Source organism: Caballeronia fortuita (genome assembly GCF_001544835.2).
GTDB lineage: Bacteria > Pseudomonadota > Gammaproteobacteria > Burkholderiales > Burkholderiaceae > Caballeronia > Caballeronia fortuita.
In genome coordinates this window covers 183,168-208,029 of record NZ_FCNX02000005.1, presented here as the reverse complement: position 1 = coordinate 208,029, position 24,862 = coordinate 183,168, and the positions used below count along the sequence as shown (strand labels likewise).

Below are 24,862 nucleotides of genomic sequence, written 5' to 3'. Positions count from 1 at the left end.
AACGAATCGCGCGGCAATGCTTAAACGAATTGCCCGGCAAGCGCCGGCGTCTTGGAGAACGATATGGTTTCGGTACGTTTGCCTGATGGGTCGGTCCGACAATACGATCACCCGGTGACGGTCGCGGAAGTCGCGGCATCGATCGGCGCGGGCCTCGCCAAGGCGGCGCTCGCCGGCAAGCTGAACGGCGAACTCGTCGATACCTCGTTTGTCATCGACAAGGATTCGTCGCTCGCCATCGTCACGGACAAGGATCCGGAAGGCGTCGATGTCGTGCGCCACTCGACCGCGCACTTGCTTGCGTACGCCGTGAAGGATCTGTTTCCGGAAGCGCAAGTGACCATCGGGCCGGTCATCGACAACGGCTTTTACTACGACTTCTCGTACAGCCGTCCTTTCACGCCCGAAGATCTCGAGAAGATCGAAAAGCGCATGCAGGAGCTCGCGAAGAAGGACGAGCCGGTGTCGCGCCGCGTCGTGTCGCGCGACGAGGCGGTCGAGTACTTCAAGAGCATCGGAGAAAAGTACAAGGCGGAGATCATCGAGTCGATTCCTGACAGCGACGAGATCCGGCTGTATGGTCACGGCAATTTCATCGACCTGTGCCGCGGCCCGCACGTGCCGTCCACCGGCAAGCTGAAGGTCTTCAAGCTGATGAAGGTCGCGGGCGCGTACTGGCGCGGCGATTCGAAAAACGAGCAGCTGCAGCGCATTTACGGCACCGCGTGGACGAAGAAGGAAGACCAGGATCAGTACCTGCACATGCTCGAAGAGGCCGAGAAGCGCGACCATCGCAAGCTCGGCAAACAGCTCGACCTGTTCCATCTGCAAGACGAAGCGCCGGGCATGGTGTTCTGGCATCCGAAGGGCTGGTCGCTGTGGCAGCAAGTGGAGCAGTACATGCGCCGCCGCGTCAACGACGCCGGCTATCTCGAGATCAAGACCCCGATGGTCATGGACCGCTCGCTGTGGGAAGCGTCGGGTCACTGGCAGAATTATCGTGAAAACATGTTCACGACCGAATCGGAAAAGCGCGACTACGCAATCAAGCCGATGAATTGCCCGGGCCACGTCCAGGTGTTCAATCACGGCCTGCGTTCGTATCGCGATCTGCCGCTGCGTTACGCGGAGTTCGGTTCGTGCCATCGCAACGAGCCGTCGGGCGCGCTGCACGGTCTGATGCGCGTGCGCGGCTTCGTTCAGGACGATGCGCACATTTTCTGTACCGAAGACCAGTTCATCGCGGAGTCGATCGCGTTCAATACGCTCGCGATGAGCGTCTACAAGGATTTCGGGTTCGATCACATCGACATCAAGCTGTCGCTGCGTCCGGAGCAGCGCGCGGGCACCGACGAAACCTGGGATCGCGCGGAACAGGGTCTGCGCGAAGCATTGACCGCGTGCGGTTTGCAGTGGGAAGAGCTCGCGGGCGAAGGCGCGTTTTACGGCCCGAAGATCGAGTATCACATCAAGGACGCGCTCGGCCGTTCGTGGCAGTGCGGCACCTTGCAGCTCGACATGGTGCTGCCGGAGCGTCTCGGCGCGGAGTATGTGGCGGAAGACAACAGCCGCCGCCGCCCGGTGATGCTCCATCGCGCAATCGTCGGATCAATGGAGCGTTTTCTCGGCATTCTGATCGAACACCATGCCGGCGCCATGCCGCCGTGGCTCGCGCCGACTCAGGCTGTTGTGCTGAATATTGCTGAAAGTCAGGCCGAATATGCCGGAAATCTGGCTCAATCGTTGCAAAAACAAGGGCTTAGAGTGGAGTCCGATTTGCGCAATGAGAAGATTAGCTATAAAATACGCGAGCACACGCTGCAAAAGGTCCCGTACCTGCTGGTCGTCGGCGACAAGGAGCGTGATGCGCAAACCGTAGCCGTGCGTGCTCGTGGCGGTGTCGACCTGGGCGTGATGCCGGTCGACGCATTTCTGGAGCGCCTGCAGCAGGAAGTGCGGGCGTTCAAGTAAGTCACTCGCAGCGCGGCTTGTTTTTTCATTTTTAGAGGAAACGTAACATCGCTACTGATAAGTCGTCACATCGCATCAACGGTGAAATTACCGCACCGGAAGTGCGCTTGGTCGGAGTGGACAACGAGCCGCTCGGAATCGTGAAACTGGCCGAGGCTTTCCGACAGTCGGAACAGCTCGATGTGGATCTCGTCGAAATCGCGCCGCAGGCATCGCCGCCTGTCTGCCGTTTGATGGACTACGGCAAGTTCAAGTATTCGGAAGCGAAGAAGCAGCACGAAGCGAAGTTGAAGCAGAAGATCGTGCAGGTGAAGGAAGTCAAATTCCGCCCCGGCACGGATGACGGTGATTACAACGTCAAGCTGCGCAACCTCACGCGCTTCCTCGAAGACGGCGACAAGACGAAAATCACGTTGCGTTTCCGCGGCCGTGAAATGGCGCACCAGGAAATCGGCATGCGCATGCTCGAACGTCTGAAGACGGATCTGGACGAATATGGCCAGGTCGAGCAGATGCCGAAGATGGAAGGGCGTCAGATGATCATGGTGCTTGCCCCGAAGAAGAAGGGTAAGTAACAGAACAGCAGTAAGGCGATGGATCGCGCGCCGTCGAAAGGCGGTCGGCGCGGCATCGCCGGCGGTTTCGGGCCGGTGTCACGCTGTTGACACGGGTCATGAAAGCGGCGGCTCCTCACCGGGCCGCTCGCACACAAGTGGAGCGTGGGTTTCGAAGGGCGGGAAGGGGTTCGTTGGCGGTATTTACGAATCAGCCGCACACCCATGACCATCTAATAAACTGGAGTTGTTTCATGCCGAAGATGAAGACCAAGAAGAGTGCTGCAAAGCGCTTCGTGGTGCGTCCGGGCGGTACCGTCAAGCGCGGTCAGGCCTTCAAGCGCCACATTCTTACCAAGAAAACCACCAAGAACAAACGCCATCTGCGTGGCATCACCGGAGTTCATGAGTCTGATCTGAACTCCGTCCGCGCAATGCTGCCGTTCGCGTAACCTCAACTTACACTCATAGGAGCGCTACATGCCTCGAGTAAAACGTGGGGTTACCGCACGGGCCCGTCACAAGAAGATCATCCGTCTGGCCAAGGGTTACCGCGGCCGTCGCAATAATGTCTATCGCATCGCCAAGCAGGCGGTCATGCGCGCAGGCCAGTACGCCTACCGCGATCGCCGCAACAAGAAGCGTGTGTTCCGTGCACTGTGGATCACGCGTATCAACGCGGCGGTGCGTCAGCACGACATGACCTATAGCGTGTTCATCAACGGCCTGAAGAAGGCTTCGATCGAACTCGACCGCAAGGTTCTGGCTGACATGGCTGTGTTCGACAAGGCTGCTTTTGCTGCGATCGTCAAGCAGGTGAAAGCCGCCGTTGCAGCCTAATTGCGAAATTAGTACTGCGTGGTTTGCCTGAGCGTTGTCCCTTGAGGGCAGCCCGAAGGCAGAAAACGGGGCTCTCACCGAGCCCCGTTTTTGTTGGTCGGACGGTTTTGCACATGGCTTGCGATCGCTCAGGCCACGTCCAAAACCGAACTTAGTCAGAACTTCGAAAAGATGGGATCAATGGATCTGGACCAGATTGTCGCCGACGCGAAAAGCGCCTTTGAACACGCCACCGATACCACCACGCTCGAAAACGAGAAGGCGCGGTTTCTCGGCAAGTCCGGCGCGCTGACTGATTTGCTGAAGGGATTGGGCAAGCTCGATCCGGAAGCGAAGAAGACCGAAGGCGCGCGCATCAATCAGGCGAAGCAGCAGGTCGAAGCCGCGCTGAACGCGCGGCGTCAGGCGCTCGCCGATGCGCTCCTGAACCAGCGTCTCGCGGCAGAAGCCATCGACGTCACGCTGCCCGGACGCGGCGCGGGCGCGGGCACGCTGCATCCGGTGATGCGCACATGGGAGCGCGTCGAGCAGGTCTTTCGCACGATCGGCTTCGATGTCGCCGATGGTCCCGAGATCGAAACCGACTGGTACAACTTCACCGCGCTGAACAGCCCGGAGAACCATCCGGCGCGCTCGATGCAGGACACGTTCTACATCGACGGCAAGGACGCCGATGGCCGGCCGCTGCTCCTTCGCACGCACACGAGCCCGATGCAGGTGCGCTACGCGCGCATGAACAAGCCGCCGATCAAGGTGATCGTGCCGGGCCGCACGTATCGCGTGGACAGCGACGCCACCCATTCGCCGATGTTCAACCAGGTCGAAGGCCTCTGGATTGAGGAAAACATCAGCTTCGCGGACCTGAAGGGCGTCTACACCGATTTTCTGAAAAAGTTTTTCGAGCGCGACGACATTCTCGTACGCTTCCGTCCGTCGTATTTCCCGTTCACGGAGCCGTCCGCCGAGATCGACATGATGTTCGAGCATGGCAAGAACGCGGGCAAATGGCTGGAAATCTCCGGCTCGGGCCAGGTGCATCCGACCGTCATCCGTAACATGGGGCTGGACCCGGAGCGCTATATCGGTTTCGCGTTCGGCAGCGGCCTCGAGCGCCTCACGATGCTGCGCTACGGCGTGCAGGATCTGCGTCTGTTCTTCGAGAACGACCTGCGCTTCCTGCGCCAGTTCGCGTAAAGCGCTTAGCGCCCGCGGCGATCGGCGTCCGAAAGAAGCCGATCGAGAGACTCCAAACATTTCGAACGTAGACACACATGCAATTCCCAGAATCCTGGCTCCGCAGTTTCGTCGATCCCAAGCTCTCCACCGACGAACTCGCGCACGCGCTGACGATGGCCGGTCTCGAAGTGGAAGACCTGCGTCCGGTCGCGCCGCCGACCACGAAGATCGTCGTCGGGCAAGTGCTCGAAGTCGCCAAGCATCCGAACGCCGACAAGCTCAACGTCTGTCAGGTCGATGCCGGCACGGGCGAGACGCTCAACATCGTGTGCGGCGCGCCGAACGTGGCGCCGGGCATCAAGGTGCCGGTCGCGCTGATCGGCGCCGTGTTGCCGCCGGCCGAAGCGGGCGGCGAGCCGTTCGCGATCAAGCCGACGAAGCTGCGCGGCGTCGATAGCCAAGGCATGCTGTGCTCGGCGCGCGAGCTCAAGCTGTCGGAAGATCACAGCGGCCTCTTGATCCTGTCCGCCGATGCGAAGGTCGGCCAGGACATCCGCGAGGCGCTCAATCTCGACGACACGGTCTTCGAGATCAAGCTCACGCCGAACAAGGCGGATTGTCTGTCGGTGTTCGGCGTCGCGCGCGAAACCGCCGCGATCACCGGCGCGCCGCTCAAACAAATCGACATGCCCGCCGTCGAAACGAAGCTCGACGAAAAGCTACAGGTAAAGGTGCTCGCGCCCGATCTGTGCGGCCGTTTTTCGGGCCGCGTGATTCGTGGCGTGAACGCGCACGCGAAGACGCCGCAATGGATGGTCGAGCGACTCGAACGCGCGGGCCAGCGCAGCATCTCCGCGCTCGTCGACATCTCGAATTACGTAATGCTCGAACTCGGCCGTCCGACGCACGTGTTCGATCTGGACAAGATCCACGGCGCGATCGAAGTGCGCTGGGGCAAGAAGGGCGAGTCGCTGAAGCTTTTGAACGGCAACACCGTCGAGCTCGATGAAACCGTCGGCGTCATTGCGGACGATCGTCACGTCGAAAGCCTCGCGGGCATCATGGGCGGCGACAGCACGGCCGTGTCGCTCGACACCACGAACATCTATCTCGAAGCCGCTTTCTGGTGGCCGGACGCAATCCGCGGCCGCGCGCGCAAGTACAACTTCTCGACCGATGCGGCGCATCGCTTCGAGCGCGGCGTCGATTACTCGACGACCGTGGAGCATATCGAGCGCATCTCGCGCCTGATCCTCGACATCTGCGGCGGCGAGGCCGGTCCCGTCGACGACCAGATCGTCAACGTGCCGGAGCGCAATCCGGTGTCGATGCGCGTGTCGCGTGCGCATCGCATCATCGGCGTAGAAATCGGCGCGGAAGAGATCGCGCAGATTTTCACGCGCCTGAACCTCGCGTTCGAGCGCGACGGCGACACCTTCAAGGTCACGCCGCCGCCGTATCGCTTCGATATCGAGATCGAAGAAGATCTGATCGAGGAAGTCGCGCGTATCTACGGCTTCGAGAAGATTCCGGCGCGCCCGCCGGTTGCGCGTAGCGAAATGCGCATCACGAACGAAACGAAGCGCTCGATCCACACGCTGCGCCATGAAGTCGCCGCGCGCGATTATTCGGAGACGGTGAACTTCAGCTTCGTCGATGCCGAATGGGAAAAGGACTTCGCCGGCAACGACAATCCGATCAAGCTGTTGAACCCGATTGCGAGCCAGCTATCGGTCATGCGTACGACGATGTTCGGCAGCCTGATCGAAGTGTTGCGTCACAACCTGAACCGCCGCGCGGATCGCGTGCGCGTGTTCGAGGCGGGCCGCGTGTTTCATCGCGATGCAACGGTGAAAGCGGGCGAGCTCACGGTCGAGGGCTTCGCGCAGCCGAAGATGATCGGTGGCCTCGCGTATGGCCCGGTGATCGAGGAGCAATGGGGCGTGGCGTCGCGCAACGTCGACTTCTTCGACGTGAAGGGCGATGTCGAAGCGCTCTTCGCGCCGGTCGTGCCGCGCTTCGTGAAGGCGGAGCATCCGGCGCTGCATCCGGGACGCAGCGCGCGCATCGAAGTGGCGGGTCGCGCCGTCGGCTGGATCGGCGAGCTGCATCCGCGCTGGCTGCAAAAGTACGATCTGCCGAACGCGCCAATCCTCTTCGAAATCGATGCCGACGCGCTCATGGATCGCGCGTTGCCGACGCCGTCGGAAGTCTCGAAATTTCCGCCCGTTCGTCGCGATATTGCTGTTGTCGTGGATCAGGACGTGCCTGTGCAAGCGTTGCTCGACGAGCTCGAAAACGCGCGTTCGGAGGACGTTTGCAGACACGTCACAAGGGTTGCGCTTTTCGATGAATTTCGTCCAAAATCAAATACTTCCGGTGGCTTGGGAGCGCATGAGAAAAGTCTTGCCTTCCGTGTAACGTTGCAAGATACTGGCGGCACGCTTCAGGACGAAACGGTCGATACGGCCATCAAAACGCTGGTGGATCGCCTGGCTCGAGTACACGGCGCGCGGTTGCGCGGATAGCCTGCAGTTGGCCCGTCCGTCGATCGCCAAGTCTTCAATGTGGCAAGCGCCGTTTTACCGATATGAACCAAATGAACTCGAGTGATTTCGAAGCCCTTCTTTCGGCGCAGCGTAGCGCCATGACCCGAGATACCCAGACCTCGAGCGCACCCGGCGACACGCCGACGCTCACCAAAGCCGAACTGGCGGAAATGCTGTTCGACCACGTCGGTCTGAACAAGCGCGAAGCCAAGGACATGGTCGAAGCGTTCTTCGAAGTCATCCGCGATGCGCTGGAGAGCGGCGAGAGCGTCAAGCTCTCCGGCTTCGGCAATTTCCAGCTGCGCGACAAGCCTCAGCGTCCAGGCCGCAACCCCAAGACGGGCGAGGCGATTCCTATCGCCGCGCGGCGGGTCGTCACGTTTCATGCAAGTCAGAAGCTGAAGGCGCTGGTCGAAACGGGAGCGGAGACCGATCTCACTCGCTGATGTCCCGGCGGCGTGCGATGATCCGCGCGCCGCGCTGCCTGACCACCGCGCTTCAATCGACATCACTTATAACGATGGTTGATCGACGATGGAAAAAGTCGTCTTGCCTCCGATCCCCGCCAAGCGTTACTTCACGATTGGCGAAGTCAGCGAGCTGTGCGGCGTCAAGCCTCACGTGCTGCGCTATTGGGAGCAGGAGTTCACGCAACTGAGGCCGGTCAAGCGGCGCGGCAATCGCCGCTACTATCAGCATCACGAAGTCCTGCTGATCCGGCGGATTCGCGAGTTGCTATATGAACAGGGCTTCACGATCAACGGCGCGCGCAATCGGCTCGATTCACAAGGCCGCGCAACCAGCGACGAAGCCGACATGATCGAAGCGCAAACTTCGACGCAAGCTCAGGCGAGCGTCGATGTCGATCAACTGCGCAAGGATATTCTTCAGGTGATCGATCTGCTGGGTGGGTGATCGCCGTTACGATTCAACTCGCAAAGCCGCGCATCGACGCGGCTTTTTTCCGTCCGTGCATCGGGCGCTGCTTGCGGCTCAAGACGTCATGCTCAAGGCTTGACGCCTACGCGAAAGCGCTTCTTGGGACCGGGCGCTTGCGAAGCCGGCAGCTTCATCTTGACCGACCAATAGACAATGCTCGGCCCGACGCCCCAGGGCGGATAGATGCGCCAGTCGCCGGCGCCGTGATGAAAGAAGTAGAGTGCGAAGCATCGTCCTGGTCTCGTGGCGCTGACGCACACATAGCGGCTGCCGCCGGGATAGATGCGCCCGAAGCGCGTGACGCGCGCGCGGCTCCCCGCATCGAACCATCGCGCGACTTCGGCGCGCAGAGCAGAGTGGGTTCGACGGGAGCGATTGCGCCGCTGTTGCGCGGGCGCTGGGACAGACAAAGGCATGGGACGCCGTTCCTTATGTGTCACGTTAAGACTAGGGCTTAAAGCACTGACACACAAGTATTTTTTGCGATTCTTATGTCTGAATATACAGTGAAGCGCGCTCGTTTCGCGGCCGGGACGGGCGACAACACATGATGTCAGACGCGCATGCCCATCATCGAGTTCGTGCTGGTCAGCGCTTCATCATCTGCGCGGACCTTGAGCATGGCATCGGCCAAGCGGTAGTAGAGTTGCGCGCGTGCTTCGAGAAGTGCGGACGACGCGTCGTTGGGGATGGCCGCATCGGCGAAATCGGCGGCCATCGCCTGGCCAGCAAAGTAGTCACGCAGGGACATGCCGTAGTTGCTAGTGCCGGGAAACGCGCGCGGGTTGTTGAGCTTGTTGTATGCCATTCTTTTCTGCTCGAATTGATCGATGGATCGATGCGGCGACTCGCGATGAGCCAAAGAAAAAAGGCTCTCCGGCCAGAAGCCGGAGAGCCTTTGATTTCCTGGTCGGGGCGAGAGGATTTGAACCTCCGACCACCTGCACCCCATGCAGGTACGCTACCAGGCTGCGCTACGCCCCGAAAGAGCGAAAGTATATCAGAGCGAAACGAATAGTAGAACTGCTTCGAACAAATTCGCTGTCGCACTTACCAAATTCACTCGACGCTCGTCATATCCTCAGCTTCGCACGTGTGCGACGGAAGGTTTGAATCTCCGCCGGGTTTTCACGCGCGGCATCGTTTCCGAGGCGGCCGGGCTCGCGCGCAGAATGTTGACGTCGACGAAACCTCAGCGCCAAAAGCATCGAAATCACGCATGGAATCAGGTACGTGAGGATGCGCTCGCTCCATGCGATCCGCGATCCGTAGCTGTCGTACCGCGTGCGCTCTGCGAAGCCTGCCGACGCGAAGATCATCGTCAGCGTGAAGTCGAGCAGCATGGCCGCGCAGCACAGAACGAGAAAGATCAGCGCGCCGTTCCACCGCAGAGCGCCTTCGCTCGCATTCAGCGTGCTGCAGATGAAGAGCGTGACTCCGAGCAACGTCAGAATGAATGACAGGGGAAGCCAGGGAAATTCCATATCGCGCGTGCCTCGCGTGCGGGTAACGGGAACGATCCCGGCGGCGCGAACGATGAAATTTTTTGTCACCTCGCAATCGCCCGATCCGGAAGCGGGCGCGATGATTACACGCGAGGTGCGACGCTAAAATAAGAGTAATCCTAATTACATTGGCTGTTCGGCTAGTGCTTCCGACAGAAAATCGATGAAAGTCCGTACCTTCGTCGTCATGTATTTGCGGCTCGTATACACCGCGTACACGGACGGCGCGAACGCCGCATAGCTGGGCAGCACGCGCACGAGCGCGCCCGACGCCAGTTCCGGCTCGACGATCCACGCCGGAAAGTACGCGAGCCCGAGCCCGGCGCGCACGAGTTGCAGCGCCATCGACGTATCGTTGGTCTTGAGCACGGCCTGATTCTTCACGGTGAACGCGCCGTCGGGACCGGTCAGCGTGACGGCGTCGATGTTGGTGTACGTCGGCAACACGAATCGGTGACGCGCGACGTCGTCCGGATGGCGCAGCTTGCCGTGCTGTTCGAGATACGCGCGCGAGGCTGCGAGCATGAAGGGCATCTTGCACAAGGGCCGCACGATCAGCGACGGCGACGGCTCGGAGGTCGCGCGAATCGCCATGTCGTAGCCTTCCTCGACGAGATCGACGAAGCGGTTCTCCAGCCGCAGATCGACGAGCACGCCCGGATAGCGCGTCTGATACGCGACGAGCAGGTCCGCGAACTTGCGATTGGCGAACCAGCCCGGCGCGGTCACTTTGAGCACGCCTTGCGGCTGCGCGGTCTGGGCGCCGACGGCGGCTTCGGCGGCCTGGAGGATATCGAGCGCCTCGCTGCACTGCTCGTAATACACGTTGCCGGCTTCGGTGAGACTCAGATGGCGCGTCGTGCGGTTCAGAAGACGCACGCCGAGTTGCCGTTCCAGATTGGCGACGTGCTTGCTCGTCATCGCCGTCGATATGTCGAGCCGTTCCGCAGCCTTCACGAAGCTGCCTGCTTCGACGACCTGGCGAAACACGCGCAAGCTGGTCAGAGCGTCCATCGATCATTTCCTGCGGGGAAACAAAACGCTCATGTTAGCCGGATTGATCGAGGCTGCGTGAACGCCTACTTGGGCCACTCGTCGAGTTCGTCGTTGAAGAGTGATGCGACGATGCCGCGCAGCCACATCGTGCGCGCATCGTTGTGAAACTTGCGATGCCAGTGCTGCTTCAGATCGAAGCGCGGCAACGCGAGCGGCGGCTCGGCGAGTGTGATCGACGCGTGTTCGGCGACATACGCGAAGCCGATCGCATGCGGCACCGTCGCGATCAGATCCGTGCGCGACAAGATGAACGGCAGACTCATGAAGTGCGGCGTTTCGAGCACGGCGCGGCGCCGCACGCGTTCCTTGTCGAGATGATTCTCGAGCACTTCCTGGCTGCGGCCTTCGGCGCGCACGACAGCGTGGCCGCATTCCATGAAGCGCTCCAGCGTGAGCGGCTCGTTCGCATAGGGATGATCGCGGCGCATCAGGCAAATGAACCGATGCGAGAAGAGGCGTTGTTGAAAAAAATTGTTACCGCGCAGATCTGGAAAATAGCCGACGGCGAGATCGATATCGCCCGCTTCGAGTCCGCGCTCGACTTCCCCGTGCGATGCCGACACCGACCTCAAATTCGCATCCGGCGCTTCTGTCGCAAAAGCCTGCAAAAGTCGCGGCAGGAACACGATCTCGCCGACATCGGAAAGCGCGATCGAAAACGTCTCCGTGCTCGTCGACGGATCGAAATGCTGCCGATCCAGCAAGCCGCGTTCGATTCGCGCAAGCGCCTCGCGCGCCGCGGGCACGAGCGCGATGGTGCGCGGCGTCGGCTCCATGCCGCGCGAGGTCCGCACGAAGAGCGGGTCGTTGAAGTATTCGCGCAGCCGCGCGAGCGCCGTCGACACGCGCGGCTGACTGACGCCGAGGCGCTCGGCGGCGCGGCTCACGTTGCGCGTCTCCTCGATAGCGACGAGGTACGGAATCAGGTTGAGGTCGAGATCATGCATGGCAGCGTCATCCGCGACGCGCGACCATGTCCGACACGCGCTGCGCCGCTTCCTGCAGCGGCTCGAGAAACGCCTTCACCATCTGCTTTGCGTTCTTGCGCTGCGCATTGCCGCTGATGTTCAGCGCCGCGATTACGCGCCCTTGCCGGTCGTGGATCGGCGCGGACATCGAAATCAGTCCTTCTTCCAGTTCCTGATCGACGATCGCCCAGCCCTGGCGCCGCACGACGGCGATCGCTTCCTTGAGCGCGTCGCGGTCGATGATCGTGCGCGGCGTGCGCGCGACGAGCGAACTCGCATCGAGCGCTTCGTCTAGGCGCGCCGGATCGAGCGCGGCGAGCAGGACGCGGCCCATCGACGTGCAGAACGCGGGCAAGCGGCTGCCGATCGACAGATTCTGCGTGATGATCTTGTGCGTCGGCACGCGCAGCACGTAGACGATTTCCGCGCCGTTGAGCACGGCCGCCGAACAGCTTTCGTGCACTTGCTCGACGAGATCTTCCATCACCGGCTCGGCGAGATTCCAGAAGGGCATCGACGTCAGATACGCGAAGCCGAGATCGAGGATTTTCGGCGTCAGTTGGAAAAGCCGTCCATCCGCTTCGACATAACCGAGTGCCTGCAGCGTCAAAAGGATGCGCCGCGCGCCCGCGCGCGTGAGGCCCGTCGCGGCGGCGACATCGGTGAGCGTCTGGGCGGGGCGGCTCGCGTCGAACGAACGGATCACGGCGAGGCCGCGCGCGAACGACTGCACGTAGGCATCGCCGGGACGCGACTGCGCGTCTTGCGGCTCGGCGTCGGAATTAGGAGCGACTGAATTCTTCATAAGACTCTTCATGTAAGCGCGAACCGGCCGCGCGAGCGCCGCGCGCCTTCGTGAAAACCCGCAGTTCGCACTTGCTTCGTTGACACGACAACGAATGCGGGACTACCATGCCGATGTTCGCTAAACGAATCCATGTTCGCATGACGAACATTTCGGCGCAAGCGCGCTGACGAGCAGGTAAACCCCAGTTCGAGACAGACAGGAACGGCAATGATCAACAAGATTTTCGATTCGCTCGCCTCGGCCGTGGCCGATGTTCACGACGGCGCGACCATCATGATCGGCGGTTTCGGCACGGCGGGCATGCCGTCCGAGCTGATCGACGCGCTCATCGAGCAGGGCGCGCGCGAACTCACGATCGTCAACAACAACGCCGGCAACGGCGACACGGGACTCGCCGCGCTTCTAAAGGCAAAGCGCGTGCGCAAGATCATCTGCTCGTTCCCGCGCCAGACGGATTCGCATGTGTTCGACGCGCTCTATCGCGCGGGCGAGATCGAGCTGGAACTCGTGCCGCAAGGCAATCTGGCGGAACGCATCCGCGCGGCGGGCGCGGGCATCGGCGGATTCTTCACGCCGACGGGCTACGGCACGAAGCTCGCCGAAGGCAAGGAAACGCGTGTCATCGACGGACGGCACTACGTGCTCGAAGCGCCGCTGCACGCCGATTTCGCGCTCGTGAAGGCGTACAAGGGCGACCGTTGGGGGAATCTGGTCTATCGTAAAACTGCGCGCAACTTCGGGCCGATCATGGCGAGCGCGGCGAAGACGGCTATCGTGCAGGTGTCGAAGGTCGTGGCGCTCGGCGAACTGGACCCCGAGAATATCGTGACGCCGGGCATCTTCGTGCAGCGCGTCGTGGAAGTGCCGCAAGCCGTGCATCAAGCCGAACTCGCCGCTTAAAGGATCGAAGCCATGAAAAAACTCACTCGTGACGAAATGGCCAAGCGCGTGGCCGCGGACATTCCCGAAGGCGCGTACGTGAACCTCGGCATCGGCGTGCCCACGCTCGTCGCCAACCATCTCGCGGCGGATCGCGAAATCTTCCTGCATAGCGAAAACGGCCTGCTCGGCATGGGCCCGGCGCCCGCCAAGGGCGAGGAAGACGACGAACTCATCAACGCAGGCAAGCAGCACGTCACGCTGCTCACCGGCGGCGCATATTTCCATCACGCGGATTCGTTCGCGATGATGCGCGGCGGCCATCTCGACTTCTGCGTGCTCGGCGCGTTCCAGGTGTCCGCTAAGGGCGATCTCGCCAACTGGCACACCGGCGCGCCCGACGCGATTCCGGCTGTCGGCGGCGCGATGGACCTCGCGATCGGCGCGAAGCAGGTCTACGTGATGATGGAATTGCTCACGAAGCAGGGCGAGAGCAAGCTCGTCGACGTGTGCACGTATCCGGTGACGGGCGTGGACTGCGTGAATCGCGTGTACACGGATCTCGCCGTATTCGACGTCACGCCGGAAGGCTTCGTCGTGCGCGAAATCGTGGACGGCCTGTCGTTCGAGGAATTGCAGAAGCTCGCCAAGGTGCCGCTCCAATACGCGCCGCTGACCGAAGCAGCCTGAGAGAACTCTGGAGACGTTGAAGATGAAAGACGCTTTTATTTGTGATGCCATCCGCACGCCGATCGGACGTTACGGCGGTTCGCTGTCTTCGGTGCGCGCCGACGATCTGGGCGCCGTGCCGCTGCGCGCGCTCGTCGAACGCAACAAGGAAGTCGACTGGGAAGCCATCGACGAAGTGATCTACGGCTGCGCGAATCAGGCGGGCGAAGACAACCGCAACGTCGCGCGCATGTCGGCGCTGCTCGCGGGCTTGCCGGTCGGCACGCCGGGCTCGACGGTCAACCGCCTGTGCGGTTCGGGCATGGACGCGATCGGCGTCGCGGCCCGCGCGATCAAGGCGGGCGAGACGAGCCTGATGATCGCGGGCGGCGTCGAAAGCATGAGCCGCGCGCCGTTCGTGATGGGCAAGGCGACGAGCGCGTTCTCGCGTTCGGCCGAAATCCACGATACGACCATCGGCTGGCGCTTCATCAATCCGCTGATGAAGAAGCAGTACGGCGTCGATTCGATGCCCGAAACCGCCGAAAACGTCGCGGACGACTACAAGATCAGCCGCGCCGATCAGGACGCGTTCGCATTGCGCTCGCAGCAGAAGGCGGCGCGCGCGCAGAAGGACGGCACGCTTGGCGCAGAAATCGTCGCGGTGACGATTCCGCAGAAGAAGGGCGATGCGCTCGTCGTCGATCGCGACGAGCATCCGCGTGAAACGAGCCTCGAAGCGCTCGCGAAGCTGAAGGGCGTCGTGCGCCCGGACGGTTCGGTGACGGCGGGCAACGCGTCGGGCGTGAACGACGGCGCGGTCGCCATGCTGATCGCCGACGAGGAAACCGCGAAGCGCAACGGCCTCACGCCGCGCGCGCGCATCCTCGGTCTCGCAACCGCGGGCGTGCCGCCGCGCGTGATGGGCATCGGGCCGGGTCCGGCGTCGCAGAAGCTGCTCGCGCGTCTGGGCATGACCATCGACCAGATGGATGTCATCGAGCTGAACGAAGCATTCGCGTCGCAAGGACTCGCGACGCTGCGCATGCTCGGCGTCGCCGACGACGATCCCCGCGTCAACCCGAACGGCGGCGCGATCGCACTCGGCCATCCGCTCGGTGCATCGGGCGCGCGGCTCGTGACGACCGCGAGCTATCAGTTGCAGCGCACGGGCGGACGCTACGCGCTCTGCACGATGTGCATCGGCGTGGGCCAGGGCATCGCGATGATCATCGAGCGGGTCTGAGCGCATGTTCTCATCGACCGGACGTCTTACCGATCTGATCTGCGGCAACGCGGACGCCAACGCGATCTGGTCGCCGCGCGCGACCGTGCAGGCGATGCTCGACGTCGAAGCGGCGCTCGCGCGGGCAACGGCTGCGCACGGCGTGATTCCGCCCGAAGCGGTCGAGGCGATCGCCGCCGCCTGCAACGCCGATGACATCGACGCCGACGCGCTGATGCTCGGCGCGCAGGCGGGCGGCAATCTGGCGATTCCGCTCGTCAAGCAACTGACGGCCGTCGTGAAATCGCGCGATGCCGAAGCGGCGAAATACGTGCATTGGGGCGCAACGAGCCAGGACATCATCGATACGGGCGTCGTGCTTCAATTGCGCGCGTGCCTCGATCTGATCGATGCCGATCTGCGCGCGCTCTCCGACGCGCTCGCCGCGCAGGCGCACGCGCACGCGAAGACGCCGATGATCGGCCGCACGTGGCTGCAACAGGCGCTGCCGATCACGCTCGGCCTGAAGTTCGCGCAATGGCTCGACGCGGTGACGCGTCATCGCGAGCGGCTCGGCGAGTTGAAGGCGCGCGCGCTCGTGCTGCAATTCGGCGGCGCGGCGGGCACGCTCGCGAGCCTGCGCGACAAAGCATTGCCGGTCGCGGCGACGCTCGCGCAAGACCTGAAGCTGACGTTGCCGGCATTGCCGTGGCACACGCAGCGCGACCGCATCGCGGAGAGCGCGGCGTTTCTCGGCATGGTGACGGGCACGCTCGGCAAGATCGCGCGCGACATTTCGCTGATGATGCAGACCGAACTCGGCGAAGTCGCGGAACCGGCGGCGGCGGGCAAGGGCGGATCGTCGACGATGCCGCACAAGCGCAATCCGGTCGGCTGCGCGGCCGTGCTCACGGCAGCTACGCGCGCGCCGAATCTCGTGGCGACGATCTTCGCGGGCATGGTCCAGGAACACGAACGCGCGCTCGGCGGCTGGCAGGCCGAATGGGAAGCGCTGCCCGATCTCGCGCGTCTGACGGCGGGCGCGTTGTCGAACATCCTCGCCATCGTGCCGTCGATGGAAGTCAACGCCGAACGCCTTGCGCGCAACCTCGGCGCGACCAACGGACTGATTCTCGGCGAAGCGGTAATGCTCGCGCTCGGCGATGCCATCGGCAGGCTGGAGGCGCACAAGCTCGTCGAAGGCGCGTCGAAGGCGTCGGTGGCGAACGGCACGTCGCTCTTCGACGAACTCGCCGCGAACGAAACCATCGCGCGTCATCTGCCGCAAGATCGGCTGAAGCAGTTGCTCGATCCGGCGAACTACGTCGGCGAGGCGCAGGCGTTCGTCGCCGCCGCCATCGCACGCGCTAACTCGAACAAACAGGAGCAGTAAAAACATGCCTCTTGCCGAAGTGAACGGAACGCGGATTCACTATCGCATCGATGTCACGGCGGGCGATGACGCCCCCTGGCTCGTGCTGTCGAATTCGCTCGGCGCGGATGTCTCGATGTGGACGCCCAACATCGAAGCCTTCGCGAAGCATTACCGCGTGCTGCGCTACGACACGCGCGGCCACGGCCACTCGGACGCGCCGCCGGGACCGTACACGATCGATCAACTGATCGGCGACGTGATCGGCCTCATGGATCGTCTTTCGATCGATCGCGCGAACTATTGCGGGCTGTCGATGGGCGGTCTCACCGGCATCGGGCTTGCCGCGCGCCATCCGGAACGCTTCGCGCGCGTGGTGTTGTCGAACACCGCCGCGCTGATCGGCTCGGACGCCGTGTGGACGCCGCGCGCCGCGAAAGCGCGCGAGCCGGGCGGCATGCCCGCGCTTACCGATGCCGTCATCGCGCGCTGGTTCACCGCGCCGTTCATCGAGCGCGAGCAGCTTGCGCTGTCGAACATCCGCGACGTGTTCCGCCACACGAACGGCGACGGTTACGCGTCGAACTGCGAAGCGATCCGCGACGCGGATTTGCGCGACGAAGCGAAGACCATTGCGCTGCCGGTGCTGGTGATCGCCGGCACGCACGATCTCTCGACGACAGCCGCGCAGGGCCGCGAGCTCGCGGGTTACATCGGCGGATCGCGTTATCTCGAACTCGATGCGGCGCATCTGTCGAACATCGAAAAGCGCGACGAATACACGCGCGCCGTGCTCGACTTTCTCGGAGAATGAAGATGACCGACGACGAACGTTACGAAGCCGGGATGAAGGTGCGCCGCGCGGTGCTGTCGGACGCGCACGTGGACCGCTCGCTCGCCAATCGCACCGAACTGACAACCGAATTCCAGAACTTCATCACGCGCTATGCATGGGGCGAAATCTGGACGCGCGACGGCCTGCCGCGCCACACGCGCAGCCTCATCACGATCGCGATGATGGTCGCGCTCAATCGCAGCGAGGAACTCGCGCTGCATTTGCGCGCCGCGAAGAACAACGGCGTGACGCAAGACGAGATCAAGGAAGTGCTGTTGCAGACGGCGGTGTATTGCGGCGTGCCGGCGGCCAATTCGGCGTTCCATCTCGCGCAGAAGATTTTCGACGAAGAGAGCAAGGCATAGTCGCGCAGGTGCTCATCAAAGCCGTCTCCGGAGAAACCGGAGACGGCTTTTTTAGTTTGCGCGCTCAGAACGCGTAATAAGGTCCCGGTCCCGCTGGCGTCGCGCGCCCGGCGAGCGCCGTGAAGATGCGCCGTCCGTAGAAGAACGGCAGGCCCCAGTCGAAGTAGCCGCTCGCGGAACCGGCGAGATTGTCGAAGGCGAAGTGGCCGCTGCCGAACAGCGCCGTCGATTGCGCGACTGTGAAGCTCACCGCGCTCTGCGTCTGCGCGCCGCTCGACGAACGGATCGTCGCGGAGATCGTCTGCGGCGTCGACGGGCAATACCATACGCCGCACTTATCTAGCGTCGTCGACGGGAAGAAGACGCCGTTCGATCCGCTGTCGATGAAGCTCGATCCGTACTGGTTGCCGCCGAAATCCGTCGTGACGTAACCGGACAGCGAGCTCGACTTGAGCACCGTCGCCGAGCCGAGCACGTTGTTCGACTGCGAGCCGATGCCGAAGGTCATCGTCCCCGTGACCGCCGATGCGCCGCTATCCGGCACATCGGGCAGTTCGATCAGCACGCCGTTGTTGTCGGTGGCGAAGTTGGCGACGGGATTGGTCACCTGCTGCGCGACCGCGACCGTGCTCGCGACGCAGTTGCCCGAGGTGCAGTCGTAGTACCAGCGCGGCATCGCGGAGGCCGCGCAGCCCGCGCCGCAATCTGCGGTGAACGGTCCGACGCCGAGAATGCCGTTGCCGCGCAGGCTGGATGCAGTGAGCATCGGCAGGCCGGACTGGCTGCAGTCCTGGGCGGCGTTGCCCGCGGCGTTATCGGCGATCAGTTGCACGGATGTCGCGGGCGCGACCTGGCTCGCGAGCCGGACATCGGCCGTGCGCACCGCGCCCCATGTGTAGCCCGAGCCGAACACCGCGCATTCCGCGACGACCGCGCTCGGGTTGTTCGCCGCGAGCAGCGGCAGTGCGATCGACGGATCGAGCGCCGACGCCAGCACGCGCAGGCCGTGTGACCCGGTATCGACCTGAATGTCGTCGATGGTCTGACAGGTGTTCGTGCCGGGCACGCAAATCGTCACGCTGGTTTGCAGCATGTTGCGCGTGTTGGTCGGCGTGCTCGCGACGTGGATGACCTGCACGTTGGGCGTCGTCGATTGCGCGACAGTCGTGTCGACGGGCGCGGCCGATGGCGCGCTCGCCGGCGTGGCGGCGCTGGCTGTCTGGGGCGCGCTGGCCTGCGGGGCCGGCGCGGCGGGAGCGGCGTTCGACGTGCTGCCGCCACCGCCACCGCCGCAGGCGTGCAGCAGAACGCAGGCGGCGAGCGCGGAAATCGGGAGAAGGGCGCGTGAGATCATCGCGGGCCCCTCACTGAATATCGTCCGGCGTGACGCCTGGCGGCAAGTCGCTCGCGAGCCAGGCGCGTCCGGTGAATTCGCGCAGCCGCACGCGATTTTCGACGACGAGATCGTCCTGCGCGACGTGCGCGGCGTGCAGGCCCGCATCGCCGGCAGACGCACTCGCGCCCTGGCGGAACGCTTCGAAATGCTCGCCGAGCAGCGACCGGACATCCGGCATCGCCGGGCCACGCCAGGACACCGCGTAGACATCGCCGCCCGTGCCGACGTATTCGCGCACGACGATGCCGTGGGCGTCGGTCGTTTCGTGGTATCGCACGACGCCGTTCTGCGCCTGATGCACGACATCGCCTTGGGATGCGGTCCCGGCGCGTCCCGTCGCGCCGAGTTGAGCGTTCGCATCCACCGATGCGCCGATCGCAAGGGCGATCAGACAAGCCGTCCCGTAATGAGGAATTCTGATTTTTGTCACTTTTTTCTCTCCGTTATTTAGGACTCTTCTTATTTTCGAGATGCGATTTTAAGAGGAAGGAGGAGCATTGCAATAAGCACAGACGCGCGCCACGATGTCGGACAAAAGCCGGAGAGGAGAGGCAAATCGTCTAAAAATCAAGACGTTGCAGGCATCGAAAGACCGAATTGCGATTTTTACTGATTGTCATAAATTGTCAATTCGATCCGAAGCGGCTTAAATACGAGATGCGGCCTGGGCGGCTTCGCTGCCTATTGGCTTCTTTCTCCATTGAAAGGCAACTTTCAAAGACGCGCGCCGCGATGGGCTTTGGCGAGGCCGCGCAAACCTCTTTTTTTCACGGCATACCGCCGGACCGGTAAAATAACGGGTTGATCCACGGAAGAACGCCCGTGGCGTAGCGGAAGGACTTCTCCAAATGACAGATTTTCGTGTAACGAAGCGAATGGCTGCGCTTGTCGCGGTGGCCGGAATCGTGGCGGGATGTGGCTCGACCAATCCCAATGCGTTCAACTACAAGAGCGATCAGCGTTCTAAACAGGTGTCCCTCGCCGTTCCGCCGAACCTGCTCGACGAAGCGTCCGACCAGCGTTCGCTGCCGCCACAGGGCGGGCAGGCATCGCTGTCGGATCTGCAGCAGATCCAGAAAGTCGCGCCCAACGCACCCACGGTGGTCCCGCCGGTGACGGGCATGCGAATTCAGCGCGACGGCACCGAGCGCTGGCTCGTCGTCGACGGCAAGACGCCCGACCAGGTATGGCCGCAAATCCGGCGCTTCTGGCAGGAGCAGGGCTTTCTGCTCGTCGTCGATCAGCGCGACAAGGGCGTGATGGAGACGGACTGGAACGAAACCCATCCGCAGATTTCCGACGGCCTCATCCGCGACACGCTCGCCAAGGCGACCGGCAACTCGTATGTCACCGCCGAGCGCAACAAGTACCGCACGCGTCTCGAAACGGCCCCGAGCGGCGGCACATATGTGTTCATCAGCCAGAAGGGCATGCGTGAGGCGCTGACCGGCGTGAATAACGACACGAGCCAGTGGCAGGCGCGCCCGAACGATCCGGCGCTCGAAAACGAATATCTGAAGCGCCTGATGTCCTCGCTCTCGGCGGCCGATCAGCGCACGGCTTCCGGCGGCGCGACGCCGCTCGACGCGCCGGCGGCGGGCGCCAAGCCCGGCGATTCGAAGGCGGCATCGGTGGCGGCGCAGAACGTCGCGAACGCGAGCAACACGCCGATTCGCAACGAAGTGGTGCCCGAGGCGGCATCGTCGCAACTGACCTTGCCGGAAGCGTACGACCGCGCATGGCTGCGCGTGGGCACCGCGCTGGACCGCGCGAACTTCACGGTGGACGACCGCGACCGCAGCAAGGGCGTCTACTACGTGCGCTACGTCGATCCGACCGACAAATCATCGGCGGAACAGGGTTTCTGGAGCCAGGTGTTCCACGGCCGCAAGGAAATGAAGGCGAAGCAGTATCAGGTCAACGTGCGCGCGGTGACGGATCAACAGACCCGCGTGGCGATCGTCGACGACAAGGGCAATGTCGATTCGTCGCCGCAGGCGCGTCAGATCATGGCCTTGCTCGCCGACCAGATCGGCTGATATTTTCTTCGGTTCAAATCCGACGAAACCGCCTCCTTCGCGAGGCGGTTTTTTTATGCGTTTCACTCGCTGGATGCTCGCAAACGATTTCCTCAGCATGCACGGAAATGCGAATGACGAGTAAGAATTGCGCAGACAATTCTTTCTATCGGGAAATGTGCGCAAAAGCTTATAGAAATGAACGGGCGGACAGTACATTACATCAATGGCGAAATTCGCCCGCCAGAAGTTCTTCGAAGCGCGCTCATTCAGCACGTTGCACCGGACAAACAGACGATTGGTTCGCCATGCGCGAACCCCGATGGCCCCGTCGCCTATCCTCGTAGGGCGACGGTTTTTGCCCGCGTTTCTCTTGGAACGCGGGCTTTTTCTTTGGCTCGATGAGCGGCCGTTTTCGGCGATGTCCCGCGCGCGCGGTTATGCTCCTGCTTTCATCGTTTCATCGAAACAGGAGAACGCTCATGTCGGAAGTAGCCGTCGTCGCGATTTTTGTCGCCAAGCCGGGCAAGGAAGAGGAACTGAGGCAAGTGCTGGAAGCGAACGTCGAGCCGACGCGCAAGGAAGCAGGCGCGCTGCAATACGACCTGCATCGCGACATCAAGGAGCCGCGGCGCTTTATCTTCGTCGAGCGCTGGGAAAGCGAAGCCGCGCTCGCGAAGCACGGCGAAACGGCGCATATTCAGACGTTCCGCGCCAAGTCGCCTGATTTGTGCGAGCACGGCGAGGTGCGTGTCGCCAGCAAGATTCTCTGACGCACGCGGGCGCGCATCGTCGCGCTTTCAGTGGGTTTCGTGCGGGACGTCGAGGATCAGGATGATGGTCCAGTCGGCGTCGCCGTCATGGTGATACTGGCGCTCCGCGACGATGAAAGGCTGCTGCTTGCCGGACGGCCCGAGGAAGAGCACGTCGCCTTCCATCGGCAGACATTCGACGGGCGGCAGCGCCAGATACGAATCCTTGTTCACGTTGCGCGGCATCAGCTTTTCGATCTTGCGCGATGCCGCTTCGGTCCATTCGATGTCGAGCTGGATATTGCTCATGCTGTCGTTCGCACGCCTGGGTGCGCTCCACGTTTGAATCGTTGAAAAGACGATGCGCAATGTAGCACACGGCGCGCGCGTTCCATGAGGCGCGCCAGACGAAAAAAACGGCCCGAGGGCCGTTTCTTCTTCGTGCGCGGCAACGCCGCGAACGCTCAGATTTCCTCGTAGAGCGGCAGCGTCAGAAACTCGGTGAACTGCGCCGACGTCGACATCTCCTCGAAAATCTTCGCCGCGCGTTCGTACGGCTTCGTGTCCGCGCCCGATGCGCCCACGGCCTGCTTCACCTTTTCCAGTTCGTCGATGGTGATCTCGCGCACCATCGCGGCCGTGACTTTGCGGCCGTCGTCGAGCTTGCCCTTCGGCGAGCGGATCCATTGCCACACCTGCGAGCGCGAGATTTCGGCGGTCGCCGCGTCTTCCATCAGATTGTGGATCGGTACGCAGCCATTACCCGCAAGCCACGAACCGAGATAGTGCACGCCGACATTCACGTTGTTGCGCAAGCCCGCTTCGGTGATCGGCTCTTCCGGACGGAAATCGAGCAGGTCGTGCGCGGTCACCTGAACGTCGGTGCGCTGCTTGCCGATCTGATTCGGCTTGTCGCCGAGCACCTTCACGAACTCTTCCATCGCCACCGGCACGAGACCCGGATGCGCGACCCAGCCGCCATCGTAGCCATCGGTGGCGTCGCGCGCCTTGTCGGAGCGCACGCCGCCCATCGCCTTGTCGTTCGCGGCCGGATCGTTCTTGATCGGAATCAGCGCGGACATGCCGCCGATCGCCGGTGCGTTACGCTTGTGACACGTCTTCAGCAATTCGAGCGCGTAGGCGCGCATGAAGGGCGAGGTCATCGTGATCTTCGCGCGGTCGGCAAGGCAGAAGTCCGTGTCGTTCTTGAACTTCTTGATCGCCGAGAAGATGTAGTCCCAGCGGCCCGCATTGAGGCCCGCGCTATGTTCGCGCAGCTCGTACAGGATTTCGTCCATCTCGAAGGCGGCGAGAATGGTTTCGACGAGCACGGTCGCGCGAATCGTGCCGCGCGCGATGCCCACGCCCTCCTGCGCGGCGACGAAGATGTCGTTCCACAGCCGCGCTTCGAGATGGCTTTCCATCTTCGGCAGATAGAAGTAGGGGCCGCTGCCGCGCGCGATCAGTTCCTTCGCGTTATGGAACAGGTAGAGCGCGAAGTCGAAGATGCCGCCCGACACGCGCTCGCCATCGACGGTGACGTGCTTTTCGTCGAGATGCCAGCCGCGCGGACGCACGATCAGCGTCGCGATCTTGTCGTTGAGCGTGTACGACTTGCCGTTCTGCTCGAGCGAAATCGTGCGGCGCACCGCTTCCTTCAGATTGATCTGGCCGACGATCTGGTTGTCCCAGCTCGGCGCGTTCGAATCCTCGAAGTCGGTCATGTACGAATCCGCGCCGGAGTTGAGCGCATTGATGATCATCTTGCGCTCGACCGGGCCGGTGATTTCCACGCGACGGCATTGCAGATCGTTCGGCAGCGGCGCGACTTTCCAGTCGCCTTCGCGGATCGATTTCGTCTCTTCGAGAAAGTTCGGACGCTCGCCGGCATCGAGACGCTTCGTGCGCTCGACGCGCGCGCCGAGCAACTGCCGGCGGCGCGGCTCGAACTGCCGATGCAGCGACGCGACGAACGCGAGCGCCTCGGGCGTCAGGATGGTCTCGTAGCCGGGCTTGATATCGGCCGAGATTGCCATGCCTTTCGGAAGCGAAAGCGGATTCGATGGATGCGTCATGGTTTTCTCCTTGGTCGGTCAGACGGTTTTGCTGATGGTTTTGCGAGTTTGTTGAAGGCGCGCAAGTTGTTTGCGACCGCGCGATGCGTTGCCCGGGCGCGCGAAGCCGCCTTCGATGAATGCGATGAGTTCCGCCATGCCGCGGCCGCTGCCGTGCGGCGCGACGCCCAGTTCTTCGGGCGGCAGCCCGGCGCGGTTGATCCAGAAAGTGGTGTAGCCGAACCATGTCGCGCCGGCGACGTTCCAGCCGTTGCTCGACGCGAACACGATGTCGCGCGCACTGGCGTCGAACGCCTGCGTGCCGAGCGCATAGGCGGCGGGCGCGGGCTTGTAGACGCGTGCGGCGTCGGCCGACAGTACGTGATCGAAAAGTCCGCTCATGCCCGCGCTTTTTACGGCGATGTCGAGCATCGGCGGATTGCCGTTCGACAGGATCGCGAGCGGCATGTCGAGGTCATCGTGCAACGATCTGAGCGCGGGCAGGGTGTCGGGGAATGCGGACAGGCATGCGTATTCGTCGAGAAGGCGCTTTTCAGCGGCGCTCGAGAGCGCATCGGCGAGTTTCAGGCGCGCGGCGGCGTGGCGCAGCGCATCGATCGTGATCTTCCAGAACGGCTCGTAGCGCGCGCCCGACGGGTCCGCGAGCGTGCGCAGTTGCGTGTATTCGATCTGCTTGCGGCGCCAGAGCTTCGAGAGCGCATCGCCGTGGCCGGGGAAAAGCTGTTCGGCAGCCGCGACGACCGAGTGGACGTCGAAAAGCGTGCCGTAAGCATCGAAGATGACTGCGCGAGGAGATTTGGACAAATCGATGGACGATGCGTGTGTCGTTATGGCCGACATAGCCTTGCGCTCCGTTTAGAGGTCGGGATCGATTGTATTCGTGATCTCAGTGAAGGAAAAAGCACCGCAG

The 24,862-nt window shown here is 62.6% G+C and carries 28 protein-coding genes and 1 tRNA gene; 17 read left to right on the top strand and 12 right to left on the bottom strand.

The genetic code is table 11. The annotated features are described in order from the left end of the window. The first annotated feature begins 63 nt into the window (after positions 1-63). From thrS to AWB77_RS11930, 8 genes are all read left to right on the top strand, one after another. Entirely contained in the window at positions 64-1,971 is a 1,908-nt protein-coding gene (thrS, locus tag AWB77_RS11965; RefSeq protein WP_061134643.1) for a threonine--tRNA ligase, read from the top strand. Positions 1,972-2,018: 47 nt separating this feature from the next. After that, positions 2,019-2,546 (top strand): translation initiation factor IF-3, encoded by a 528-nt coding sequence (infC, locus tag AWB77_RS11960; protein WP_074168877.1) that lies wholly within the window; start codon positions 2,019-2,021, stop codon positions 2,544-2,546. A gap of 233 nt (positions 2,547-2,779) precedes the next feature. Further along, the gene (rpmI, locus tag AWB77_RS11955; RefSeq protein WP_061134642.1) at positions 2,780-2,977 is read left to right on the top strand and encodes a 50S ribosomal protein L35; all 198 of its coding nucleotides are present in this window, start codon (positions 2,780-2,782) and stop codon (positions 2,975-2,977) included. Positions 2,978-3,005: 28 nt separating this feature from the next. Then, positions 3,006-3,365 (top strand): 50S ribosomal protein L20, encoded by a 360-nt coding sequence (gene rplT, locus AWB77_RS11950; protein WP_008350196.1) that lies wholly within the window; start codon positions 3,006-3,008, stop codon positions 3,363-3,365. A gap of 180 nt (positions 3,366-3,545) precedes the next feature. Next, positions 3,546-4,559 (top strand): phenylalanine--tRNA ligase subunit alpha, encoded by a 1,014-nt coding sequence (gene pheS / locus AWB77_RS11945; protein WP_061134641.1) that lies wholly within the window; start codon positions 3,546-3,548, stop codon positions 4,557-4,559. Positions 4,560-4,636: 77 nt separating this feature from the next. Continuing rightward, complete coding sequence (gene pheT / locus AWB77_RS11940; protein WP_061134640.1) at positions 4,637-7,069, top strand: phenylalanine--tRNA ligase subunit beta; 2,433 nt, start codon at positions 4,637-4,639, stop codon at positions 7,067-7,069. Between the two features lie 62 nt (positions 7,070-7,131). Next, complete coding sequence (locus tag AWB77_RS11935) at positions 7,132-7,536, top strand: integration host factor subunit alpha (RefSeq protein ID WP_061134639.1); 405 nt, start codon at positions 7,132-7,134, stop codon at positions 7,534-7,536. Between the two features lie 88 nt (positions 7,537-7,624). Then, positions 7,625-8,005 carry a MerR family transcriptional regulator gene (locus AWB77_RS11930; protein ID WP_061134638.1) on the top strand — a complete coding sequence of 127 codons (381 nt, stop codon included), beginning with the start codon at positions 7,625-7,627 and terminating at the stop codon, positions 8,003-8,005. Between the two features lie 92 nt (positions 8,006-8,097). On the opposite strand, the gene AWB77_RS11925 is transcribed toward AWB77_RS11930, so the two are convergent. The 4 genes from AWB77_RS11925 to AWB77_RS11910 form a co-directional block, all read right to left on the bottom strand. Continuing rightward, positions 8,098-8,445: a hypothetical protein gene (locus tag AWB77_RS11925; RefSeq protein WP_061134637.1), complete on the bottom strand. Its 348-nt coding sequence runs from the start codon at positions 8,443-8,445 to the stop codon at positions 8,098-8,100. Positions 8,446-8,582: 137 nt separating this feature from the next. Continuing rightward, positions 8,583-8,837 (bottom strand): hypothetical protein, encoded by a 255-nt coding sequence (locus tag AWB77_RS11920; protein ID WP_061134636.1) that lies wholly within the window; start codon positions 8,835-8,837, stop codon positions 8,583-8,585. A 99-nt stretch (positions 8,838-8,936) separates the two neighbouring features. Next, positions 8,937-9,013, bottom strand: a tRNA-Pro gene (locus AWB77_RS11915). Positions 9,014-9,102: 89 nt separating this feature from the next. Then, positions 9,103-9,372, bottom strand: a complete 270-nt coding sequence (locus tag AWB77_RS11910) for a hypothetical protein (RefSeq protein WP_244158521.1) — start codon at positions 9,370-9,372, stop codon at positions 9,103-9,105. Between AWB77_RS11910 and AWB77_RS36825 the strand changes: the two genes are divergently transcribed. Next, positions 9,371-9,640 (top strand): hypothetical protein, encoded by a 270-nt coding sequence (locus AWB77_RS36825; protein ID WP_244158520.1) that lies wholly within the window; start codon positions 9,371-9,373, stop codon positions 9,638-9,640. The two genes, AWB77_RS11910 and AWB77_RS36825, sit on opposite strands and share 2 nt — an antisense overlap. Positions 9,641-9,657: 17 nt before the next feature. On the opposite strand, the gene AWB77_RS11905 is transcribed toward AWB77_RS36825, so the two are convergent. From AWB77_RS11905 to AWB77_RS11895, 3 genes are all read right to left on the bottom strand, one after another. After that, positions 9,658-10,548: a LysR family transcriptional regulator gene (locus AWB77_RS11905; protein WP_061134634.1), complete on the bottom strand. Its 891-nt coding sequence runs from the start codon at positions 10,546-10,548 to the stop codon at positions 9,658-9,660. Between the two features lie 65 nt (positions 10,549-10,613). Further along, positions 10,614-11,537, bottom strand: coding sequence for a LysR family transcriptional regulator (locus tag AWB77_RS11900; protein WP_061134633.1), 924 nt, complete (start codon positions 11,535-11,537; stop codon positions 10,614-10,616). A 7-nt stretch (positions 11,538-11,544) separates the two neighbouring features. After that, positions 11,545-12,363: an IclR family transcriptional regulator gene (locus tag AWB77_RS11895; RefSeq protein WP_061134632.1), complete on the bottom strand. Its 819-nt coding sequence runs from the start codon at positions 12,361-12,363 to the stop codon at positions 11,545-11,547. 210 nt (positions 12,364-12,573) lie between these two features. Between AWB77_RS11895 and AWB77_RS11890 the strand changes: the two genes are divergently transcribed. The 6 genes from AWB77_RS11890 to pcaC are packed head-to-tail and all read left to right on the top strand — an operon-like array spanning position 12,574 to position 17,711. Continuing rightward, on the top strand, positions 12,574-13,266 hold the full coding sequence (locus AWB77_RS11890) for a 3-oxoacid CoA-transferase subunit A (RefSeq protein WP_061134631.1): 693 nt from the start codon (positions 12,574-12,576) through the stop codon (positions 13,264-13,266). Between the two features lie 12 nt (positions 13,267-13,278). Next, the gene (locus AWB77_RS11885; protein WP_061134630.1) at positions 13,279-13,935 is read left to right on the top strand and encodes a 3-oxoacid CoA-transferase subunit B; all 657 of its coding nucleotides are present in this window, start codon (positions 13,279-13,281) and stop codon (positions 13,933-13,935) included. A gap of 22 nt (positions 13,936-13,957) precedes the next feature. Next, on the top strand, positions 13,958-15,160 hold the full coding sequence (gene pcaF / locus AWB77_RS11880; protein ID WP_061134629.1) for a 3-oxoadipyl-CoA thiolase: 1,203 nt from the start codon (positions 13,958-13,960) through the stop codon (positions 15,158-15,160). Positions 15,161-15,164: 4 nt separating this feature from the next. Continuing rightward, a complete protein-coding gene (locus tag AWB77_RS11875) occupies positions 15,165-16,532 on the top strand; it encodes a 3-carboxy-cis,cis-muconate cycloisomerase (protein ID WP_061134628.1) in 1,368 nt (455 codons plus the stop codon). Positions 16,533-16,536: 4 nt separating this feature from the next. Next, complete coding sequence (gene pcaD, locus AWB77_RS11870) at positions 16,537-17,325, top strand: 3-oxoadipate enol-lactonase (RefSeq protein WP_061134627.1); 789 nt, start codon at positions 16,537-16,539, stop codon at positions 17,323-17,325. Positions 17,326-17,327: 2 nt separating this feature from the next. Then, the gene (pcaC, locus tag AWB77_RS11865; RefSeq protein ID WP_008350165.1) at positions 17,328-17,711 is read left to right on the top strand and encodes a 4-carboxymuconolactone decarboxylase; all 384 of its coding nucleotides are present in this window, start codon (positions 17,328-17,330) and stop codon (positions 17,709-17,711) included. Positions 17,712-17,775: 64 nt separating this feature from the next. Here pcaC and AWB77_RS11860 read toward each other — a convergent pair whose 3' ends face one another. Both AWB77_RS11860 and AWB77_RS11855 read right to left on the bottom strand, forming a co-directional pair. Beyond that, positions 17,776-19,065 carry a DUF3443 domain-containing protein gene (locus AWB77_RS11860; RefSeq protein WP_061134626.1) on the bottom strand — a complete coding sequence of 430 codons (1,290 nt, stop codon included), beginning with the start codon at positions 19,063-19,065 and terminating at the stop codon, positions 17,776-17,778. A 10-nt stretch (positions 19,066-19,075) separates the two neighbouring features. Then, positions 19,076-19,537: a DUF2844 domain-containing protein gene (locus AWB77_RS11855; RefSeq protein ID WP_061134625.1), complete on the bottom strand. Its 462-nt coding sequence runs from the start codon at positions 19,535-19,537 to the stop codon at positions 19,076-19,078. Between the two features lie 418 nt (positions 19,538-19,955). Between AWB77_RS11855 and bamC the strand changes: the two genes are divergently transcribed. Next, complete coding sequence (bamC, locus tag AWB77_RS11850) at positions 19,956-21,146, top strand: NlpB/DapX family lipoprotein (RefSeq protein ID WP_061134624.1); 1,191 nt, start codon at positions 19,956-19,958, stop codon at positions 21,144-21,146. 461 nt (positions 21,147-21,607) lie between these two features. Continuing rightward, positions 21,608-21,898 carry a putative quinol monooxygenase gene (locus tag AWB77_RS11845; RefSeq protein WP_061134623.1) on the top strand — a complete coding sequence of 97 codons (291 nt, stop codon included), beginning with the start codon at positions 21,608-21,610 and terminating at the stop codon, positions 21,896-21,898. 27 nt (positions 21,899-21,925) lie between these two features. Here the strand turns inward: AWB77_RS11845 and AWB77_RS11840 are convergent, their stop codons facing one another. The 3 genes from AWB77_RS11840 to AWB77_RS11830 all read right to left on the bottom strand — a co-directional run bounded on the left by AWB77_RS11840 (position 21,926) and on the right by AWB77_RS11830 (position 24,792). Continuing rightward, the gene (locus AWB77_RS11840; protein ID WP_035503563.1) at positions 21,926-22,186 is read right to left on the bottom strand and encodes a hypothetical protein; all 261 of its coding nucleotides are present in this window, start codon (positions 22,184-22,186) and stop codon (positions 21,926-21,928) included. Positions 22,187-22,341: 155 nt separating this feature from the next. Next, the gene (gene aceB / locus AWB77_RS11835) at positions 22,342-23,952 is read right to left on the bottom strand and encodes a malate synthase A (RefSeq protein WP_061134622.1); all 1,611 of its coding nucleotides are present in this window, start codon (positions 23,950-23,952) and stop codon (positions 22,342-22,344) included. 18 nt (positions 23,953-23,970) lie between these two features. After that, a complete protein-coding gene (locus AWB77_RS11830; RefSeq protein WP_061134621.1) occupies positions 23,971-24,792 on the bottom strand; it encodes a haloacid dehalogenase type II in 822 nt (273 codons plus the stop codon). Positions 24,793-24,862 lie beyond the last annotated feature (70 nt).